The sequence below is a fragment of the Ruegeria sp. SCP11 genome (assembly GCF_040329455.1).
Lineage (GTDB): Bacteria > Pseudomonadota > Alphaproteobacteria > Rhodobacterales > Rhodobacteraceae > Ruegeria > Ruegeria atlantica_E.
The window spans coordinates 18,790-36,397 of the sequence record NZ_JBDZYG010000006.1; the positions used below are offsets into that span (position 1 = coordinate 18,790).

General features: G+C 59.4%; 17 protein-coding genes. 6 read left to right on the forward strand and 11 right to left on the reverse strand.

Annotated features, from left to right (window positions below; genetic code table 11):
- The first annotated feature begins 25 nt into the window (after nucleotides 1–25).
- From ABLN94_RS10610 to ABLN94_RS10625, 4 genes are read left to right on the forward strand one after another with little or no spacing between them, the layout of a single operon-like run.
- Nucleotides 26–886: an alpha-D-ribose 1-methylphosphonate 5-phosphate C-P-lyase PhnJ gene (locus ABLN94_RS10610; protein WP_352992205.1), complete on the forward strand. Its 861-nt coding sequence runs from the start codon at nucleotides 26–28 to the stop codon at nucleotides 884–886.
- Nucleotides 883–1,653 (forward strand): phosphonate C-P lyase system protein PhnK, encoded by a 771-nt coding sequence (phnK, locus tag ABLN94_RS10615; protein WP_352992206.1) that lies wholly within the window; start codon nucleotides 883–885, stop codon nucleotides 1,651–1,653. The genes ABLN94_RS10610 and phnK overlap by 4 nt, the downstream gene beginning before the upstream one ends.
- A gap of 11 nt (nucleotides 1,654–1,664) precedes the next feature.
- Nucleotides 1,665–2,348 (forward strand): phosphonate C-P lyase system protein PhnL, encoded by a 684-nt coding sequence (gene phnL / locus ABLN94_RS10620; protein ID WP_352992207.1) that lies wholly within the window; start codon nucleotides 1,665–1,667, stop codon nucleotides 2,346–2,348.
- Nucleotides 2,345–2,893 (forward strand): AAA family ATPase, encoded by a 549-nt coding sequence (locus ABLN94_RS10625; protein ID WP_352992208.1) that lies wholly within the window; start codon nucleotides 2,345–2,347, stop codon nucleotides 2,891–2,893. Before phnL ends, ABLN94_RS10625 begins: the two co-directional genes overlap by 4 nt.
- Here ABLN94_RS10625 and ABLN94_RS10630 read toward each other — a convergent pair.
- Nucleotides 2,875–3,558 (reverse strand): DUF1045 domain-containing protein, encoded by a 684-nt coding sequence (locus ABLN94_RS10630; RefSeq protein ID WP_352992209.1) that lies wholly within the window; start codon nucleotides 3,556–3,558, stop codon nucleotides 2,875–2,877. The genes ABLN94_RS10625 and ABLN94_RS10630 overlap by 19 nt on opposite strands.
- Nucleotides 3,559–3,610: 52 nt before the next feature.
- Here ABLN94_RS10630 and ABLN94_RS10635 point away from each other — a divergent pair, with 52 nt between their 5' ends.
- Entirely contained in the window at nucleotides 3,611–4,750 is a 1,140-nt protein-coding gene (locus ABLN94_RS10635) for an alpha-D-ribose 1-methylphosphonate 5-triphosphate diphosphatase (protein ID WP_352992210.1), read from the forward strand.
- On the opposite strand, the gene ABLN94_RS10640 is transcribed toward ABLN94_RS10635, so the two are convergent.
- Genes ABLN94_RS10640 through ABLN94_RS10670 form a run of 7 tightly spaced genes read right to left on the reverse strand, consistent with a single transcriptional unit; the run spans nucleotide 4,751 to nucleotide 11,242 of the window.
- Nucleotides 4,751–5,227: a class I SAM-dependent methyltransferase gene (locus ABLN94_RS10640; protein WP_352992212.1), complete on the reverse strand. Its 477-nt coding sequence runs from the start codon at nucleotides 5,225–5,227 to the stop codon at nucleotides 4,751–4,753.
- Nucleotides 5,227–5,994 carry a polysaccharide deacetylase family protein gene (locus ABLN94_RS10645; RefSeq protein WP_352992214.1) on the reverse strand — a complete coding sequence of 256 codons (768 nt, stop codon included), beginning with the start codon at nucleotides 5,992–5,994 and terminating at the stop codon, nucleotides 5,227–5,229. Before ABLN94_RS10645 ends, ABLN94_RS10640 begins: the two co-directional genes overlap by 1 nt.
- Nucleotides 5,991–7,130, reverse strand: a complete 1,140-nt coding sequence (locus ABLN94_RS10650) for a glycosyltransferase family protein (RefSeq protein WP_352992216.1) — start codon at nucleotides 7,128–7,130, stop codon at nucleotides 5,991–5,993. Before ABLN94_RS10650 ends, ABLN94_RS10645 begins: the two co-directional genes overlap by 4 nt.
- Nucleotides 7,127–7,711, reverse strand: coding sequence for a histidine phosphatase family protein (locus ABLN94_RS10655; RefSeq protein WP_352992218.1), 585 nt, complete (start codon nucleotides 7,709–7,711; stop codon nucleotides 7,127–7,129). Before ABLN94_RS10655 ends, ABLN94_RS10650 begins: the two co-directional genes overlap by 4 nt.
- Nucleotides 7,708–8,784 carry a glycosyltransferase family 4 protein gene (locus ABLN94_RS10660; protein WP_352992220.1) on the reverse strand — a complete coding sequence of 359 codons (1,077 nt, stop codon included), beginning with the start codon at nucleotides 8,782–8,784 and terminating at the stop codon, nucleotides 7,708–7,710. The genes ABLN94_RS10655 and ABLN94_RS10660 overlap by 4 nt, the downstream gene beginning before the upstream one ends.
- Nucleotides 8,784–10,031: a glycosyltransferase gene (locus ABLN94_RS10665; RefSeq protein ID WP_352992222.1), complete on the reverse strand. Its 1,248-nt coding sequence runs from the start codon at nucleotides 10,029–10,031 to the stop codon at nucleotides 8,784–8,786. Before ABLN94_RS10665 ends, ABLN94_RS10660 begins: the two co-directional genes overlap by 1 nt.
- Nucleotides 10,028–11,242, reverse strand: a complete 1,215-nt coding sequence (locus ABLN94_RS10670) for a glycosyltransferase family protein (RefSeq protein ID WP_352992224.1) — start codon at nucleotides 11,240–11,242, stop codon at nucleotides 10,028–10,030. The genes ABLN94_RS10665 and ABLN94_RS10670 overlap by 4 nt, the downstream gene beginning before the upstream one ends.
- Nucleotides 11,243–11,612: 370 nt before the next feature.
- Here ABLN94_RS10670 and ABLN94_RS10675 point away from each other — a divergent pair, with 370 nt between their 5' ends.
- Entirely contained in the window at nucleotides 11,613–13,982 is a 2,370-nt protein-coding gene (locus ABLN94_RS10675) for a mechanosensitive ion channel domain-containing protein (protein ID WP_352992226.1), read from the forward strand.
- A gap of 88 nt (nucleotides 13,983–14,070) precedes the next feature.
- On the opposite strand, the gene ABLN94_RS10680 is transcribed toward ABLN94_RS10675, so the two are convergent.
- Genes ABLN94_RS10680 through ABLN94_RS10690 form a run of 3 tightly spaced genes read right to left on the reverse strand, consistent with a single transcriptional unit; the run spans nucleotide 14,071 to nucleotide 17,602 of the window.
- Complete coding sequence (locus tag ABLN94_RS10680) at nucleotides 14,071–15,426, reverse strand: CoA transferase (RefSeq protein ID WP_352992228.1); 1,356 nt, start codon at nucleotides 15,424–15,426, stop codon at nucleotides 14,071–14,073.
- Complete coding sequence (locus ABLN94_RS10685) at nucleotides 15,423–16,577, reverse strand: ABC transporter permease (RefSeq protein ID WP_170492287.1); 1,155 nt, start codon at nucleotides 16,575–16,577, stop codon at nucleotides 15,423–15,425. The genes ABLN94_RS10680 and ABLN94_RS10685 overlap by 4 nt, the downstream gene beginning before the upstream one ends.
- Nucleotides 16,574–17,602, reverse strand: coding sequence for an ABC transporter permease (locus ABLN94_RS10690; protein ID WP_352992230.1), 1,029 nt, complete (start codon nucleotides 17,600–17,602; stop codon nucleotides 16,574–16,576). Before ABLN94_RS10690 ends, ABLN94_RS10685 begins: the two co-directional genes overlap by 4 nt.
- Between the last annotated feature and the right edge of the window lie 6 nt (nucleotides 17,603–17,608).

A 17,608-nucleotide genomic window follows, 5' to 3' on the forward strand; every position in this document is an offset into this window, starting at 1 on the left:
CTCGCATTGCCGTGAGGATTTCATAATGAGCGAATACAACTTTGCATATCTGGATGAACAGACCAAGCGGATGATCCGCCGGGCTATTCTCAAAGGTCTGGCTGTGCCTGGCTACCAGGTGCCCTTTGCAAGTCGAGAAATGCCAATGCCCTACGGCTGGGGCACGGGCGGGGTGCAGGTTTCGGCCGCGACGCTGACGCCTGAGGATACGTTCAAGGTCATCGACCAAGGGGCGGATGACACAACAAATGCTGTCTCGATCCGCAAGTTCTTTGAGAACACGGCGGACGTGGAAACAACTGAAGAAACCGAAAAGGCCACCGTCATCCAGACCCGCCACCGCATCCCCGAGGCGAAGCTGACCGAGGATCAAATCCTTGTCTATCAAGTGCCGATCCCGGAACCGCTGCGCTTTCTTGAGCCGCGCGAGACCGAGACGCGCAAAATGCATAGTCTTGAGGAATACGGGCTGATGCATGTGAAGCTGTACGAGGATATCAGCCAACACGGCGCGATCTCGACCTCATATGCCTATCCGGTGAAAGTGTCGGATCGCTATGTGATGGACCCGTCTCCGATCCCGAAATTCGATAATCCCAAACTGGAGATGGACGCGATACAGCTCTTCGGGGCCGGGCGGGAACAGCGGATCTATGCGGTGCCGCCGTATACTAAGGTCGTCAGCCTCGATTTCGAGGATTACCCGTTTGAAGCCACCAAGGCCGACCATCCCTGCGACTTATGTGGGGCTGAGGACAGCTATCTGGACGAGGTGATCATGGATGACGCTGGCAACCGGATGTTTGTCTGTTCCGATACTGACTATTGCCGGTCCCGTCGTGCGGCGGGCCATGTGGGTCGATTGGCCGAGGAGGGCGCGGCATGACACCGTTGTTGCAAGTCAAACGCATCGAAAAGCGCTATGGTGCGCGGATCGGATGCGCGGATGTAAGCTTCGACCTTTACCCCGGCGAGGTAATGGGCATCGTTGGTGAAAGTGGGTCGGGTAAATCGACCCTGCTGAACTGTCTGGCCGGGCATCTGGAGCCTGATGCGGGACGGGTCATCTTTGACACTCGTGCAGACGGACCCGTGGACACCGTGACAATGTCCGAACCGGAACGCCGGATGCTGGGTCGCACCGATTGGGCTTTTGTCCATCAACACGCCCGTGATGGGCTGCGCATGTCGGTCAGTGCTGGAGGTAACATCGGTGAGCGTCTGATGGCGGTGGGTGACCGCCACTATGGCGACATCCGTGACAAGGCAATCGACTGGCTGGAGCGGGTCGAGATCGATGAGGGCCGGGTGGATGATCGCCCCACAGCCTTCTCTGGCGGGATGCAGCAGCGGCTGCAGATCGCGCGCAATCTGGTGACTGGGCCTCGGCTGGTGTTCATGGACGAACCGACCGGGGGGCTGGACGTTTCGGTTCAGGCGCGATTGCTGGACTTGCTGCGTGGGTTGGTCCGCGAGATGGGGCTGAGCGCCATTATCGTCACTCATGATCTGGCTGTGGTGCGCCTGTTGGCGGATCGGTTGATGGTGATGAAGGACGGCCGCGTGGTCGAAGCCGGGCTGACCGATCAGGTGTTGGACGACCCGCAACACTCTTACACGCAGCTGTTGGTTTCCAGCGTTCTGCAGGTTTGAAGGTGAAGGCAATGATTGAACTTAAAGATGTCAGCAAGAGCTTTACCCTGCACAATCAGGGAAGTGCGGTGATCCCGGTGATGGCCGGGGCTTCGCTTAAGGTCGCACCCGGTGAATGCGTGGCCCTGACGGGGGCATCGGGGGCGGGTAAATCCACCCTGATGCGCGTAATCTACGGCAACTATCTGGCGGCCTCCGGTCAGGTTTTTGTCGGGGGGCTGGATGTAGCACGGGCTGAGGCACGGGAAATCCTGGCCCTGCGGCGCGAGACGCTGGGCTATGTCAGCCAGTTCCTACGTGTTGTGCCGCGCGTTCCGACGTTAGAGGTGGTGGCTGAACCTCTGCTGGCCATCGGCCGCGACAAGCAATTGGCACTGGATAAGGCGGCGTCTCTGCTGGCGCGGCTGAATATTCCCGAACGCCTGTGGATGTTGAGCCCAACCACTTTTTCCGGTGGTGAACAGCAACGGGTAAACATCGCACGCGGCTTTGCGCATGACTATCCGGCGATGCTGCTGGATGAACCTACGGCCTCGCTGGATGTGCAGAACCGCGAGACAGTGTTGACGCTGATTGAAGAGGCCAAGGCGCGGGGCGCAGCTATTGTAGGTATCTTCCACGATGTCGGTGCACGTGATCGGGTGTGTGATCGTGAGATCAACGTGTCTGAATTTACACCCGGAGTGCCCGCATGAGCCTCGCGCCAGTCATAGCGGTCGTTGGCCCGTCCGGTGTTGGCAAGGACAGCGTGATGGAGGCGCTGGAAGCCCGCGTACCCAGCATCGTGCGGGCACGCCGGGTGATTACGCGGCCAGAAGGTGAAGAGGGTGAGGATTTTGACCGGGTGTCTGTTGAACGGTTTCAGCAGTTGGTCGGGCAGGACGTTTTCGCCCTCCACTGGCCCGCACACGGGCTGTTTTATGGGGTGCCCAAAGATATCGGAGACCTCAGGCAACAGGCGGATGCGGTGCTGGTGAACCTATCACGCTCGGTTCTGCTAAGGGCGCAGGAGGTGTTTGGTGATCTGGTCGTGATCTCGCTGACCGCCGACCCGCAGGTTCTGGCGCGACGCTTGTCTGTGCGCGGGCGAGAAAGTTCAACCGAACAGGCGAGACGTCTGGCCCGCGCCCAAGCGCCCTTGCCTGAGGGGTTGGCCCGCGTGATCGAGATCGACAACTCGGGGCCGTTGGACGCGACGATCGGCGCTATACTCGCGCAGCTTCAGCCGGAGAGGGCGTAGCGATGGATCAGGTGAAACCGCCCATCCTCGGCCTCTCCCATAAGGGCCAGATCGCTGATCCGGAACGGGGTCGGCAGCAAGGGCATCAGTTGCGTTTCCAAGGCATCCTGAACTATCGCAAGCGTGGGTTTGTCCAGCTTGCCACTGAGGGTGATGTGAAACCGGAAGGACTCCATCACATATGGATAGCCCCACTGCACGAGGTTGGCGTCCTGCTCGGCCGACAGGCCGTTGGCACGTCGACGGTCCAATTCAGCCTGCGATGCAGGGGCGCGAAAGCTGTCCAGATTGCGCACGCAGGCCGCCGCCAAGGCGTTCAATGCGGTCTCATCGCCCCGCGGGCGCAAGGCAAGGAAGCGACCCAGCCGCGCGATCTCCAACCCGTTCAAAGTGACAGGGGGTTGCGTGGCAGCAAGCCGCGCGCAGGCTTCGGACAGCGCCTGAACCGTTTGCCCGTCGCACAGGCGAAAGGGTGGCTTCATTGTCGCGTGCAACCCGTATTTGCGCGGCACCTCGGTCACGGCCGCCACGTCAATACCGTCAATCACGGGATGCGCGCAGGTTTCGCCAGCTTCCATGTCCCAGCCCAGCCAGTTGGTGGCGAATTTCGTCCATTCGGCCTCGACCGGTGGCGCAAAATAGATCGCGTATCGCGTGAATGTCACATTGGCCTCCTATGCGTGGCCTTCCCAATAGCTCAGATTGTGTGAAGTTCAGATGACAGAAGAAACGATCCTTGCCAATGCCACCCTTGTTCTTCCGGATGAGACGGTAACCGGCAGCGTCCGCATTGTTGGAGAGACCATTGCCGAGCTCGATATTGGCTCGACAGTACCAGCAGGAGCGGAAGATTGCGAAGGCGATTACGTCAGCCCCGGTTTGGTCGAGTTGCACACGGATAACCTTGAGCGCCACATCCAGCCGCGCCCCAAGGTCGACTGGCCCCACGCTGCAGCGATTCTGGCCCATGATGCGGAACTGGCCAGCACCGGAATCACCACCGTGTTTGACGCGATGCGCATCGGCTCGATCCCAAGTGGTAGCCGCTACAAGAAATACGCGCGCAACCTGTCCCAAGAGCTGTGGCAATTGCGCGAACAGGACGCCCTGAAGATCAGCCATTTCCTGCATCTTCGGGCCGAAGTTTGTTCTGAAACGCTGGTCGATGAGCTGGACGAATTCGGCCCAGAAGATCGCGTCGGTCTGGTCTCGTTGATGGATCATACACCGGGGCAGCGGCAGTTCCGGGATATGTCGCAGCTCGAAGCCTACATGAAGGGCAAGCACAGCATGAATGATGACGAGTTCCTGCAGCACGTTGCGCAGCTCAAAACGTTGCGCGAGCGCAATGGTGACCGTCATGAAGTCGAAACCGTAAAAGCCGCCAAGCGCTTTGGTGCGATGTTGGCCAGCCATGATGATACCACGCAAGAGCAGGTGGCGGTGTCGGCCGGTCACGGTATTAAACTGGCGGAGTTTCCCACCACAGTCGAGGCTGCCCGAGCCTGCCATGATCATGGCATCAAGGTGATGATGGGAGCACCCAACGTGATCCGGGGCGGCTCGCATTCCGGGAACGTCGCCGCACGGGAGCTGGCCGATCTGGGCCACCTCGATATCCTGTCTTCGGACTACGTACCCGCCGCGTTACTCTTGTCGGCCACACGATTGGGTGAAATGTGGGGGGACATGCCCCGCGGTCTGCGGACTGTAACGCAGACGCCCGCGCAGGTCGTCGGGTTACCTGACCGAGGTGAATTGCGCACCGGAGCCCGCGCGGATGTGATCCGGTTCCGTATGCGTGAGGGTGCCCCTGCACTGAACGGAGTGTGGTCGCGCGGGCGGCGCGTAGCCTGATCAGGCGCGATAGAACAGATAGCGGTCTGGTGCGATAGTGCCCGGGCCTTGGATTTGTTCGAATCCGACCAGAGGTTGGCCTGAGATCAGTAACCCTCCGGGCTGCATCACCTCTGCGATCAGCGGGCTGAGGCGGGCGGCTTCGGCAACGTCCTCCTCCTTGATACCGCGTCCGAAATCGTAGTGGGCGAGTGCGATCCTGGAGGCATTAGAAGCCAGTTTCTCTAGCATGGGTTCCGCCTCACCCTGCAAAAAATCCTCGGCCGGGGGCGTGCTGGACGGGTGGCATTGCAACACTCGGTCCATCACCCAGATTCTCCGCTCCGGCAGGATTTCCCGCAGGTGGTCATAGGTGCGGCCATTGCCCAAGCCCATGTCCAGAACATCGCCCTCCATATCGCTGATCTGCGCCACGGCCCAATTCAGCCCGTCGCGTTGGGCCGTAAGGCGGCGTAGCATGGAATCCAGTCGGCTCATTAAAATCCCCCGGTTGGTTTGGTTGGTGCTGCCCAGGCATGGCCGGGGCCGTCCAGAAGTCTGCGCAGCAACTCTTCGGTGAAAGTCCAGATGTCTTGATCGTGGACCAAATGATGGGTCAAAACACCGAACGGTTCGGCATTGTCGGCACGCCCCTCGCGCCGGTCGCGCAGCAGACCTGCTGTCTGGATGATCAGTGTATTCTTAGAGATCAGACCGCGTGTGCCACGCCAGTCGATCGGGTCCAGATGGGTGTTTATCTGCTCTAGCCCAGGCACAGGGCAGCTGGTCGCACGCGGTGTCGCGGTTGAGAGGATGCAATAGCCCAAGCCAGGTAATTCTCGAACGACGTCAGGCGCTATGCGGTTCCACGGAGGAACGAACATCGGGCAGAGTCTATCCCCGAACAGTGATTTCAACCGTTCCAACCCGGACTGTGCATCGCTCAGGATCTCTTTTTGCGGGCGGTGCAACCGGAACTCGGATTTTTTCTCGTCAGGCGGCGCGTGGTTATGATGTGCCCAGCCATGCACCACCGGGATCAATGTCTTGTGGGCCGTGACATGTTCCACCAACGTTGCATCGGCGTCGCGGGGAATGATCGCAAGGTGTACCGGCAAACCCAATGCGACTGAAAGCTTCGACAGTGTCTTAAGCTGCGGTGTCGCAGAAACGGCATCGTCATCACGCCACCATACGGGCAGCGTCAGTTCTTCAGCCTTCCACGCAGTCAATTCGGTATCCAGAGGGCGCCAGTCCACTGTCATGCTTGACCCCTCAGGTTTACCGCAATCTCGACCGTTCTGGCGGCGCCGTCAAAACCCTGAGAGGGCACCGGGCGCGGGCCGCTGGAAATGACCGCAGCAACGGCCCGTGCCAAAGCATCAGCATTAAGTTCCTTGCTGGGCAGAACGTCGATGGCTGGCTGTTCAGAGAGGCTCTGACCGCGCAAGCTCTGTTCAACTTCTTTACCGTCGTCAAACGGAATGAACACTGCCGGCGTTCCGGATTGCAGTATGTCCAGCGCAGTATTGTAGCCGCACATGCTGACCGAGGCCGCGGCAAGAGGCAGCATCTGGCGAAAATCCGGGCGCACCGGTTCCAATGTAACCGGGGCATCGCCAACAAGCTTCTGCAATTGATCAATCCGCGTTCGTGCGTCCTGTCCGCCCACCAACAGGCGCCAGCGCCTGTTGGGCATCTTTCGGGCGGCCTCGATGGCCGCGTGAAAGATCGGCTGGCCCACTGATCCACCACCTGCGCTGACCAGAATTTCGTCTTTGCCTACCAAATCGGCGTGCGGTACCGGGGCATTGGGTGCAACAAAGCCTGTATAAAACAGCCGCTGGCGCAATTGCCTTGTAACGGGCCAACTAATGTCCAGCTGAATGACGCTTTGGTCCGAGTGAACGAGGACGCCGTCATAGAATAGCTCGACAATCTCTGCTGTGCGGTCCGCTTTCGATGGCTTGGAGGGCGGCGCCAGAATGTCCCGGATAGAAGCCAGAACAATTGGGCGGCGCGGCAGGGAGTGTGCCGTTTCCAAAGCGGCGTTGAATTCTGCCGCCAGAGACCGCCGTCCAAAGGGAAACAGCTCTGTGATCAGAACGTCCGGCGCAAAACTCCGAATGGCTTCGGCCAAAGCTGTCTCACGTGCCTTCAGGTAATCAGTTTTCGCTAGCTCACCGCTTTGGGTCAAAAGCCGGGTGAAATCAGTGCCGTCCGAGCGGAGGGGCGGTAAGCCCAGCACCGTCAGGCCTGTACTGTCCAACTGCGGTGCTGGCATCCCGCCCGAGACGACAAATGTCTCGTGGCCTGCACTTACAAATGCCCGGCCCAGTGTCAACGCCCGGCTCAGATGGCCCGTGCCCAGCAAATGTGTGACAACAATCATCACCTTCATTTTGGCGCCTCGGGTTTGATCAGGCGGATCGGTTCCGGCAAAGGGGTAAGGGTCGGCATATCAACGACATACAGTCGGTTGCGCTTGATCTTAAAGGGGGCGGGGCCGTCGAAATTCCATCCCCAGGCACGCGCAAGTATGACTCGCATGATGCCGATATGGCAGACAGCAACCGTGTCACCTGTCAGCCCGTTCAGCCAAGGTTTCAGTCGGGTCCAAACCTCGGCCGGGCTTTCGCCGTTCGGGGGGCGGAAATCCCAGCTCCAGTCTTCGATATGACGATAACCACTGTCTGGATCGGCGATCAGGTCCACTCCGCGCAGACCTTCCCAATCGCCCCAGTTCATCTCGGTCAGCGCATCCTTGGTCTGCGGTTCGCGCCCGGCGACCAGACGCGCCGTTTCACTGGCGCGCAACAACGGGCTGGACCAAAGGTCTGCGCCGTCCCATGGGGCAGGAAGGCGTGTCCCTGCAAGTTCCGCGCAGGCCTCATCGTCCAGAGGAATGTCGCTGCGCCCCTGAATACGCCCAGCGCGATTCCATTGGGTGTGCCCGTGTCGAAGCAGCGCCAATCGGGTCATCTGGTGGTCTCCACCATTGGTCGCACGGTTTGCCAGAAAGTGTCTGTGGCAGCAGGCATCATGTGGCGCTTAGCCATCAGTGTGCGGGCCTTTGCTCCGACCGATAGCCGCAAGGCGTGGTCCTTCAGCAAAGTTTGCATTCTTGCGCCCAGACCTTCTGAGCCTGCATCGACCGAAGGGTAATCCGACGGGGTCAGGACGTCACGCACACCGGGTCGATCTTGCGCGACAATTGGTAGGCCGCTGGCCTGCGCCTCTAAATAGATCATTCCGTAGGCCTCGTTCACACCGGGCCACACCAGAAGGGAGGCCGTACTGTACATGGCCTTTAAAGCATTGCGGTCACACTGACCCAGAAACCGGACCTTGGACCCGAAGGGGGCCATGAGTTCCTCGACCTCTGCGCGGGCTGGGCCATCGCCGGCGATATTCAACTTCCAATCGATGTCCAGATGGGCCAACGCGTCAGCAAGCATGGTGTAAGACGCCAGCTTGTCGCCGTGTCGCATCATCCCGACCGTCAGCATCGGGCCAACGCAAGGGGATGCAGGCGGTAAGTCTGACAGCGGCAAAAACGGCGGTAGTTCCACGAGACGTTGGTCACCGAACCGTTCCCGTTTCAGAGTGATCAGGTCATTGGCGGTGTGATAAAAGATCACCTGAGCCATGTCGCAGGCATCATGCGCGGCTTGCGCAAACTCGGCCCAGGGGCCGTTCAGGCGACTGGTCGCACGGGTGCTTTCGAGTTGGATGTACGGGATATTCCGCGCCTTGCAAACGCTTGGCCCCAGCAGATCCGGAGCTTTGTAATAATTGTGGTAGGTCACCCAAAGAGCGGTGTCCGGCGACAGTTCGGCGATCAGACGCTGTGCTTCCGATGCGGCCTCGGCGCGCAATGCGGCCTGCACCTGCGCATCTCCGGCCTTGTCGTACACGCGTAACCGGGACGCCAGATCGACGGTATCGCCCTGTGCCGAGATCGCCTGCATAAGGTTGCGGGCCATTTCGCGATCCCCCGATGGCACTGGACTGTCCGGGGCCTTCATCGGAGCGTAAAATGCGACCCTTGCCATCAATCTGTGCCTGAACCCAACGCGCATAGACGTTCTGACAGACGTGCGATGCCGGGGTCCATGCGGAAATCAGTAATCAACCGGTCATAGGCAGCGGAAGCCATCGACGCAGCCTGATCCGGTGCGGCAGCCAGTTGGGCGATTGCCGTGGCCAGCGCGCTGGGCTCATCATCAGACAAGACCCCGTGTATTCCCGTTTCAATGAACTCGGGGATAGCAGAGACCGGCGTCGACAGGATCGGCAACAGCTGAGACGCGGCTTCCATAAGAACGTTGGGCAGTCCGTCGCGGTCTCCGTCCTCGGCAATTCGGCTAGGCAGCACGAACAAGTCGGCGACGCGCATCGCGGCAATGACCTCGGGCTGGTCACAGGCGCCTTTCCATGTGATCCGGTGTGACAAGCCTGCGGCCTCGGCGCGGCCTTGCAGGGCGTCACTTAGCGTGCCGCCACCGATATGGGTCCAATGCCAGTCAAGCGTCTTAGGCAGCAGCGCGAAGGCGTCGATCAGACGGTCAAAGCCCTTTTTCTCGACCAGACGACCGACCGAGAGCATGTGAAACGATGCGTCCGGCGCGCGTGGCGTGCGGTCGGGCGGGGCAGGAAAGCGGCCAAGGTCCAATCCGTGATAGATCAGGTCAACGCGAGACGGGTCATCGGCGAGGCTGCGCAGATGTTTCGCCCCGAATGCCGTGCAGGTCGCGCCGAACGCTGCGCCGTGGGTGCTGGCCTGTAGTTTTTCCACCTTTTCCCACTCGGGCGAGGTCCAGATGTCCTTGGCGTGGGCTGAAAAGCTCCACGGCAGGCCACGCATGATCGCGGCGTAGCGCGCGACCGAGGACGGAGTGTGCATGAAATGTGCATACATCACCCGCGTTGTTTCGGGTAGTTCCGCGGCCAGTACGCAGGCCTGCCCGAAGCGCCGAATGCGGTTGTGGCTCGGATCACGGCGCAGGTCGGCGCGCCAGACCCGGTAAGCCTCGGTGTAACCCGGCAGCGCTTGCGCCGTCAGCCGAGCGGCCCAGACACGCTGCGGTTCTTCGTACAGGTATTCCGGTAGGTAATGCACCTGACCTTGGAAGCGGTCATGCAACGGGTGGCGTTTTACGTCGGTCGGATGGCGCAGAGACCAGATGTCAAAACTGTGCCCGGCTTCCTGCAGGGCGACGAGTTCCTGGGCGATGAACGTCTCGGACAGGCGCGGCCACCCTTTGACCAGCACCGCCAGTTTCGTTTGGGCTGCGGTCATCCGATGGCCCGTTCCTGTTCCAGGCTCAGCAATGTGTCTACGCGGTCGGTGACGTAGTCCAGCCCATCCAACAGCCCGGCCTGAATGGCCTGTGACGGCAGGGGCTGATGCGGCAGGTTGCGGATCGCGTTTATCATTGAGTCCGGTGTCAAGCCGTCCCGGTTTTCGTCCAGCATGCTGACCAGACCAAGCCCCTCGGCACGCGAGGCGCGAATCCATTGCTCCAAACGCGGAGTCGTGCGGGGTACAATGACGGCGCGTTTGTCGAACGAGAGCACCTCGCAAAAGGTGTTGTACCCGCCCATGCAAACCACCCCGGCTGCCCCAGCAAACAACGTTTCGATCTGGGATTCGAACCCAACAGCGGTCACCCGGCCATTCAGCGCGGCGACGCGGGTCTCGAACTCTTCACGCAACTCGCCGGACAGGAAGGGTCCATAGACCAGCACTGCGCGGGGCGATAGCGTCGGGTCCTTCTCATAGGCAGACAGGACAAGATTAACCATCGCTTTGCCATCGCCACCGCCACCGGGCGTGATTAGGATGTAAGGTTGTTCGGGCGGCTCACCCACCGGGCCAAGGTCGCGACGCAGATAGCCGGTCCAGTGAATGCGCGATTGCGCCGCGTGGCTGAGCGGAAGGCCTTTGGTCGGGTCATAGATTGAGCGCAGCCCATAGACCCAAATTTCGTGATAGAAACGCTCGGTCGCTGCAAGGGCTTCTTTTCGCTCCCACTCGGCGGCCAGTACTTCAGGCTCGTCCAGCACATCGCGCAAGCCAAGAACCAGTTTGGTGCGCTGCGAATGCAGCATGTGTTCCAGTGTCGGGACCAGCTCTCCACGAAAGCCGGTGGGTTCCTTGTCGACGATCAGCATATCCGGGCCGAACTGTTGAACCGCTGTCTGGATCAGCCCCGAGCGGAGTTCAGTGACCTCTTCGATACCCATGCCGATTGTTCGCGCCGCGTAAGATCCATCGGCGCGTTTGGTCACGCCCGGCAGGCGCACGTGGTCAACCCGGCGCGGAAACGTGAAGCGGCCTGCCACAGGGGATCCTGTCAGGATCAGAGCCGACGCCTGCGGGTTGGCCTGTGTAATGGCCGCGGCTAGAGCACGCGACCGGCGCAGGTGCCCCAATCCGAACGTATCGTGGCTGTAGAACAGAATGCGCGGCGCCCGGCCGGTTGTATTGTTTTGTATTCCTAGGCTCATGCCTTCGCCTATCGTGTTTCTGGGTGCAAATCCGCGCGTTTCCCCCCGTTACCGTATATTCTTTGACGCCGCTTGCCAAAGGGGGTCTCGAGATCGTGCAAATTCGTTAAGCATGGCGAAATGGCAACATCCTGAGCGCCGAGGGAAACAGGTGTTTTAACCTGCCGAGGTCGGCGTTGATCTTGCTATTCCACCCAAACTACTGCGTCGGTCATATTCAGTTTTTTCAAGGTTGAAAACACTCTTGTCTCCAACATTGCAGCGGGAACACGAAATGACACGATTTCGGGAAGCGAAAGGCTGAATATTTGAATATACTCAGGCGCTTCGATAACCTGCGGTGCAACACGTGAATTGGATAGACTGCTCGATGAAACTCAAACTCATTGCTGGAATAGCCCTTGTTTTGTGGGCTTTCGCAGCGGCCTTTGTCACCGCAGCAGCAGCGCAAACGTCTTTGATCCCTGGATATAACTCGGGCTCCGAAGCGGAGACAGCTTCGGATCAGGACGGTGATCTGGCCGCCGCGATCAGGGCTGCGACCGAAGCCGGTGCCAGCGTGATCGTCATCGACAGCACCGGAGAGGTCGTCTCATCGGGCAATCAGGCTGGCGCTGCGGATCCAGAAGCGCACGACCCAATGGCCGAAGGCTCGCAGCTAATGAAGGCGCAAGAGAAGTTTTCGGACTTCCGCGCGTCCATGCAATCGCGCTTGGAGGCCTTGCCCTACTCGATTTTCGAAGTGCAGTACGTTTTGCGTCAGACCAGCCCAGATGGTCGAATCCAAACCTATGTTGAGGTGCTGTTCTGGAATATCCTTTTCCTGCTGTTGGGGCGCTGGCTGTCAACCGAGATCTATGGCAAGCGCATGGCCAAGAAGCTTGTTGTCGCACGGTCCAAGGAAAACCCTCAGGGCTATCGGGAAAAGATGCCGTTTCTGGTGTTCCGCTTCTTTATGGGTATCGGAGCCACGATCTTTGCGATGCTCATGGCGCTTATCGTTGGATACCTGTTCTTTGGTGAGGCTGAAGACATCTCGATCCAATTCACCGTGACGGCGATATTTACCGCCTTCTTCCTGTCGCGAACGGTGTCCGATCTGTGGCGTATGGTGTTGTCGCCTTACCTTAGCCAATATCGTCTGCCACCGTTTTCTGATCGGGACGCGAAACGCCTGTATTTTTGGGCCTCTGCACTTGCGACCTATGACATATCAGTTGTTCTGTTTTCGACCTGGGTTGCCGATTTCGGATTGAACTACAATGTCTATGCGATGGTCTATGGCAGCCTGACCATGTTCGGCGCGCTGGGCAATGTGCTGATGATCCTGTTCAACGCCCGCGCCATTTCCAACGCCATCCGCGGGGGGCGTGCACCGGATCAGGTGTCCTGGATTTCGCGTTTTATCTCGTTCGCTTGGGCACCGGCGCTGATCGTCTATATCGTCTTTAGCTGGTTCAAACTGGCGGTTGATCTGGTTCTGGAAAATGAGAACTCGCTTCCGATCGTAGCCAGCAGCTATGCGATCTTCATGTCGGTGGTCGTGGCTTATGGGGCGATGAACTATCTGTTGGAGCGTTATTTCGACCGCAACCGCCAAATGGAAGATTTGAATGCGGAGGCAGCGGAAGAGGTTGCGGAACCCGCCGAGACACCTGAGGCGGAGAAACGCCAACACTCGATCCTGACATATGAGGATCTGGCCCGTCGTGTGGCGGGGATATTAGCCTTTGTCGTTGGCTTATATGCACTGGTTGTGATCTGGAACCCCGAAGCCAGTTGGAGTGAAGACCTGCCAATCGATCGCGCGCTGGACGTGATGGTCATCCTGTTCATCGGCTACATCCTGTTCCATTTCTTCCGCATCTGGATCGACAGCAAGATTGCCGAGGAAATCGACGATGGCGGTGAAGAGGCGGAATTGGGCGACGAGGGCGGCGAAGGTGGGCAGAGCCGTCTGGCGACGCTGCTGCCGCTGTTCCGGGGTGCCATTCTGGCTGTTGTGGTCGTGACCATCGCGCTGATCGTTCTGATGGAGTTGGGCATCAATGTCAGTCCGCTCTTTGCAGGCGCCGGTGTCGTAGGTCTGGCTGTTGGGTTCGGCTCGCAAACATTGGTACGCGATATCTTTTCAGGGGCGTTCTTCCTGATGGATGACGCCTTCCGCAAGGGTGAGTACATCGACATCGGCGACGTGAAGGGAACGGTGGAGAAGATCTCAGTCCGGTCGTTCCAGCTGCGCCACCATCTTGGCGCGCTGAACACCATTCCCTTTGGTGAGATCAAGGTGCTGACCAACTATTCGCGCGATTGGGTGATCATGAAACTGCCCCTGCGCGTGACCTATGACACCGATGTCGAAAAGGTGCGCAAACTGATCAAGAAGCTGGGTCAGCAGTTGCTGAGCGATCCGGTGATCGGTGACAACTTTATCCAGCCGTTGAAATCGCAGGGTGTGATCGAGATGCAGGATTCGGCGATGATCATCCGGGTCAAGTTCATGACCAAGCCGGGGGATCAGTGGCTGGTGCGCAAGAAGGTGTATCAGGAGATCCGCGAGCTGTTTGCCCGTGAAGGTATCAAGTTTGCCCACCGCGAGGTCACCGTGCGGCTGGCCGAAGGGAAAGACCCGGAAGATCTATCACCGAAACAACGCGAAGCTGTGACCGGTGCCGTACAGGCCGCGATCGACGAGGACTATCTGGACGATATCGGACCCGGTGGAGGCGACGACCGCTAGGGGCGGCTCCCGCCCCTTTGAATTGCATCTCTGACGAGACGCCATTCAAAGCGTTGGGCAGGGCCGCGCGTTCCGCGCGGCGGTCGGATCATGCGGTAAGGGATGGCCAATCTGAATTGGACGTGCCCAGCTTGGAAGCGGGCAGGGGCCAGGACATTTTAGCGGAACCTACGACCAGGGCTGGTTTTAGACGATGACCGTTGCCCCAGCCTGAAGCTTCGATCTCGGGTGCATAATCGGCAGGCACAGCACTGGTTATGTCCTCATCCGTTTCGGATTTCGCCAGTCGGGCCAGCAGTTCTGCGGTGCGAGCCAGTGACAACTGGGCAAGCATGATCGAATTGCCCGAGGCGGCCTCGGCCAGTGCCGACAGCACGGCGGCGGCCATCAGATAGCCTGTCGCGTGATCCAGAGCCTGAACCGGCAGTGGTGTCGGCTTTTCCGCTTTGGCCCAGCTCCGCCCGGCATCTGCGATGCCTGCACTCATCTGCACAAGGCTGTCAAAACCGCGTCTGGTGGACCATGGCCCTTGCCAGCCATAGGCGTTCAGGGTGACCTCGACCCGGTTCGGAGCCAGCTCATCCCGCTTGGCTTTGGTTAGGCCAAGGGCATCCAATGCGCCAGGGCGGTAGCCGTGAACGAAAACATCGGCTTGTGAAAGCAAGTCCTGCAACTTGCTCAATCCGGTAGGAGATTTCAGGTCCAAGTAAGCGCAATGCTTGCCCAGCGAAATGTCGGGAATAACGCCGGGCTCGTCCCATCCAGGTGGGTCGATGCGCAAAACCTCGGCCCCAAATCCAGCCAACGTGCGGGTTGAAACCGGACCTGCCAAAACGCGGGTCAGGTCCAGAACACGCAGGCCTGCGAGGGGCCGGCTGGCCGTTGCCTCGGGGCGGTCGCGTAACTTTATCTGCCTCGGGCTGTGCCAGCCGATCAGCGGGTCGCGGGAAATGACCCTGCCTTGAGGATGGTCGAGCCATTCCGTGCGACTGCGCATGGCCGCGGCAACGCCGCCCTGGGCGACGATGGCTGTTTCCAGATCAGCAATGGACCAGTCTTTCAGGGCTTGCGCTACGGCGTTTCGATCAGCCTTCACACCGAGAACCTTCAGCGCTGCCGATTTGTGGCGGGGCAGGTTGGTGTGTAACCTGATCCAGCCGTCTGAGGCTTGATAATCTCCGGCGACCGCATCCCAGAGGTCCGGCATTTCCCACCCGTCTGGTTTGAATGAAAAGCCGTACCAGAGCGAGGCCAGGCGATGATCGACAGTAACCTCTGGCGCTTTGGCTGCGAGGCTCAGAGCAGTCACAAAACGCGCCAGTTCCTGACCGACCGCACCAAAACTGGCCGTCGCAAGTTCGGACACGGCAAAGGCGCTTGGTCGCGCGCCCTTTCCGGTCGCCTTGTAACCGTCAGAGGCGGGGAGGGCGGAGATCAGGGTCATTGCTGATACGGGTCCAGGCTGTCGCGCAGACCGTCACCTAGGAAGTTGAAGGCCAGCACCACGACGATGATCGGAAGCATCGGGATCGCCGTCCACGGGTAAATCTCGATCGAGGCAAGGTTCTGTGCGTCATTCAGCATCACGCCCCAGCTGACCGCCGGTGCCCGCAAGCCGAGACCAAGAAAGCTGAGGGCCGTTTCCCCAAGGATCATCGCTGGGATCGACAAGGTGGCCGATGCGATCAGGTGGGACATGAAGTTCGGTAGCAGGTGCTTGCGGATCACCCGCCCGGAACTTGCTCCCATCATCTCGGCTGCGCGCACATATTCTTCTTCGCGCAGCGATAGGAATTTAGCACGAACGGAACGGGCAAGGCCGGGCCAGTCAAGAATGCCCAGAATGATGGAGATGATGAAAAATACCGCGACCGGGCTCCAGTTCGACGGCACAGCAGCGGACAGTGCCAGCCACAACGGCAACTCGGGCAGAGAACGTAGAATCTCGATCACGCGGTTGATGACCCAGTCTATCCTGCCGCCGAAATACCCGGCCATCGAGCCAAATATGATTCCAAGGGAAAACGACACCGAAATGCCAATCAGACCCACGGTCAGCGACAGTTGCGCACCGTAGAGAATGCGGCTGAACACGTCGCGACCCAGACGGTCTGATCCCCAAAGGAACAAGGTTGCACCTTCGGGGGCGCAGAATAGATGGGTGTCTGATCTGATCAGACCCGCAAGCTTATATTCAGACCCTTCGCAGAAGAACTTAACCGCGCGCGGGTCTTCAAGGTCGGGGACGAACTTCCACTGGAAGGTTTCGAGATCGGCCTCGGCCACGATGGGAAAGACGTGGGGGCCAATGAATTTACCTTCGTAGAACCAATTGACACTTTGCGGGGGCGCATAGAGATGCTCGCCGTTCCGTTCATTCGGTCCATAAGGCGCGATGAACCCCGCAAAGGGCAGCATCAGGTAGCAAAGCAGCAAGAAGATGCCTGAGATCAGGCCCAGCTTGTGGGTTCTGAACTTGCGCCAGACAAGCACCCAATTCGGCGCGTCCAGATCTGCGCGCTCAAGCTGTTGCAGGGCGGCGTCTGGATCATATGGAGCGTCGTCGACATAGCGACCGTCGGGATGTTGGGTCATGCTTCACGCCCCTCGTACCGGATGCGCGGGTCCAGCATAACCAGCAGGATGTCGGAGATCATGGTGCCGATCAGGGTCAGCAGAGCTACGAACATCAGGATGAAGGCGGACAGGAACTGGTCCTGCGTTTTCAGCGCCGTCAGCAAGGCCGGTCCGATCGTCTGCAGGCCCAGCACGACTGAGACCAGAACTGACCCGGACACCATCGAGGGCAGCAGATTGCCGATATCGGCCACGAAAGGATTGAAGGCAACGCGCAGCGGATATTTCGTCAGCATCCGTGACGGGGACATACCTTTGGCAATAGCGGTTTCCACATAAGGTTTGCCAAGCTCGTCCAGCATATTGGCACGCAAGCGTTGCATCATGGCCGATGCACCTGATGTGCCAATGACAAAGGTTGGTACGATCAGGTGGACGAGGATGGATTTCATTTTCTCCCAGCTCATTGGCTGACCTTCAAACGAAGGATCCATCAGGCCCCCAATCGGCAGGTTGAAATAACGGTGGCCGTAATAGAACAGGATCAGCGCCAGCAGGAAGTTCGGGGTGGCCAGGCCGAGGTAGCCGACAAAGGCCGAAGTATAGTCGATCCACGTCCGCGACCGGGCCGCAGCGATGACACCCAAGGGTAGGGCGACCGCATAAACGAAGAGAATTGCTGCCAGATTGACGATTACTGTCAGCCAGAGGGTGTCACCCACGATCTCGGCCACCGGGCGGTCAAATTCGAAGGACCAACCATAGTTGCCTTGCAGCAGCCCTTCAAACCCATGGGGGCCGGGCCAGAAGCCCATCCAGATCAGGTATTGCTCCGAGATGGGCCGGTCCAGCGCATATTCCGTGCGTAGGAATTCAGCCTTGGCAACGCCGGCAGACTGGCCCGAGGCCTGCAGTTCCGCGATCTGGTTGCTCAGGTAATCACCGGGCGGCAGGTTGATGATCACGAAGATCAGTACCGACACCACCAGCAGCGTCAACAGCATCGTGAAAAAGCGATAGACTGCATAGCGCAGCATAACCATTTAGCT